The sequence below is a fragment of the Mycobacterium sp. TH-M82 genome (genome assembly GCF_057473605.1).
Genome location: NZ_JBYCKY010000718.1, coordinates 1 through 1,866 on the forward strand (window position 1 = coordinate 1; position 1,866 = coordinate 1,866).

The 1,866-nt window shown below is 64.6% G+C and carries 4 protein-coding genes; 2 read left to right on the forward strand and 2 right to left on the reverse strand.

Annotated features, from left to right (window positions below; genetic code table 11):
- Together AC2VON_RS20900 and AC2VON_RS20905 are read left to right on the forward strand one after the other, a co-directional pair.
- Window positions 1-747 (forward strand): NAD(P)/FAD-dependent oxidoreductase (locus AC2VON_RS20900; RefSeq protein WP_486954629.1); only part of this gene is annotated, 747 nt, incomplete at its 5' end.
- A gap of 20 nt (window positions 748-767) precedes the next feature.
- Window positions 768-944 (forward strand): hypothetical protein, encoded by a 177-nt coding sequence (locus AC2VON_RS20905; protein WP_486954630.1) that lies wholly within the window; start codon window positions 768-770, stop codon window positions 942-944.
- A gap of 283 nt (window positions 945-1,227) precedes the next feature.
- Here AC2VON_RS20905 and AC2VON_RS20910 read toward each other — a convergent pair whose 3' ends face one another.
- Complete coding sequence (locus tag AC2VON_RS20910) at window positions 1,228-1,374, reverse strand: hypothetical protein (RefSeq protein WP_486954631.1); 147 nt, start codon at window positions 1,372-1,374, stop codon at window positions 1,228-1,230.
- Window positions 1,371-1,610 (reverse strand): type II toxin-antitoxin system ParD family antitoxin, encoded by a 240-nt coding sequence (locus AC2VON_RS20915; protein WP_486954632.1) that lies wholly within the window; start codon window positions 1,608-1,610, stop codon window positions 1,371-1,373. Before AC2VON_RS20915 ends, AC2VON_RS20910 begins: the two co-directional genes overlap by 4 nt.
- Window positions 1,611-1,866 lie beyond the last annotated feature (256 nt).

Genomic DNA, 1,866 nt, shown 5'->3' on the forward strand with positions numbered 1-1,866 from the left:
GAGTCGCTGTTCCGCGAGCGCGGCGTCAAGGCCATCACCCAGGCGCACGTGAGCGAGGTGATGGACGGCAAGCTGCGCTACGAGCAGCTCGACGGCAACGAGCACACCCTGGCGTTCGACTTCGCCATGCTGCTGCCACCGTTTCGGGGCGTGGCGCTGGCCGCCTACGACAAGGACGGCGCCGATATCACCTCCGCCCTGTTCGCACCGTCGGGCTTTTTGAAGGTCGACGCCGACTACTCGGGCAAGCCCTACGAAGATTGGTCCGCCGAGGACTGGCCGCACACCTACGAGTCGCCGGCCTACCCCAACATCTTCGCGCCGGGCATCGCGTTCGCCCCGCCGCATCCGATCTCGAAGCCACGCAAGAGTCTTAAAGGAACGGTCATCACCCCATCCCCGCCGCGCACCGGCATGCCGTCGGGCATGATGGCCAAGGCGGTCGCCGAGACCATCCGCGACCGCATCACCAAGTCCGCCGAAGTTCCTGCGCACGCGGTCTCGATGGCGGCCGTGGGCGCCGCGTGCGTCGCCTCGGCCGGCACCGGCTTCGGGCAGGGATCGGCCGCTGCGATGACGATGTACCCGGTCGTCCCCGATTGGAAGAAGTATCCGCAGACCGGCCGCGACCTCGCCGGCACGTCCGGAGAGATCGGCTTGGCCGGGCACTGGATGAAGCTGGCGCTGCACTACCTGTTCATCTACAAGGCCAAAGCCCGACCGTTCTGGTGGCTGATCCCCGAATGACCCGAATGAAAGGCGCTCCCGTGGACGACGACAGCAACGAGCCGACGGCGAACGCCCGTACTGCCGAAAGCATCGCCGCTGCCCCGCTGCCCACGCGCGGCACCCTGCGGGCACGCCAGAACCTGCTCATCCAGTCCTGGCGGTTCGCCCGCTTCACCCTCAGGATGATGCGGATGATCGTCCGCGGGCACGGCTGATGTATTTCGCCGCGCAGCTACTCCGATTCCTTGAGCTGCAAGCCTGCCTGCTGCACAAGGATTTCCGGGCCACAGGTGCGCTACTGACACAGATCGGCTGCTAGTCCTGATCGAGATTGCGCAGGAGTTCCGGAATGTCACGGCGCTGGTGCAGGATACGCAATAGATCGATACGGTCGGTGCGCTCTACATACAGGACGGCATATGGGAAGTGCTCCAACGCTCGTCCGCGTAGCCCGGGAATATCGAGTTCGTAGCCGTAACGGGGTGAACCGATCCCGGGCTACAGTCCGATCAAGCGGTAAGCGGCCTGCACAGCGTCGACCAGTTCCGATGCGGCTTGCATCGCTCCCTCTTCGACGTAGTAGTCGATCGCGTGCTCGACATCTTGGATAGCTTGATAACGCGGGATGACCGGCTTGATCGTCATCCGGCGCTGCGACGCCGGATGCGCGCACGAAGTCCGTCGAAATAGGCGTCGTCGGCGGGCTCGGCGGGTACTGAGGCGGCGCCTTCGAGGATCAGGCTTCTAAGGGTCGCGCGGTCCTGGTCCTTGCGAATCAACTCGCGGACATACTCACTACTGGTGCCATACCCGCGCTGGACAACTTGCTGTTCCACGAACGCCTTGAGCGAGTCGGGTAGTGAGATGTTCATGGTGCCCATGAGACGGAGGTTAGTGAGTGATGGCAAAATTTGTCAACGGTCGGATTGGCTTCATGGCCGCGTCCGGCCGGCGACGGACAGGCGTCCGGATCTTCTCACCCCAGCAGTCCGGGCCCAACCCGCCGCGTGGGCCTCGTCATGCCCGATACACTCACCCTCGCCGCACTCGACAACACGACGCCCACCGTCGCCGCGCCGAGCACGGCACCGCGACGTCGGAGAACGCTGCTGAACCTGCTTCCCGCCCGGTTTGAGT

Coding starts and splice junctions, on each gene's coding strand:
- AC2VON_RS20910 (WP_486954631.1), bottom strand. CDS start 1,374: ATGACGATCAAGCCGGTCATCCCGCGTTATCAAGCTATCCAAGATGTC.
- AC2VON_RS20915 (WP_486954632.1), bottom strand. CDS start 1,610: ATGGGCACCATGAACATCTCACTACCCGACTCGCTCAAGGCGTTCGTG.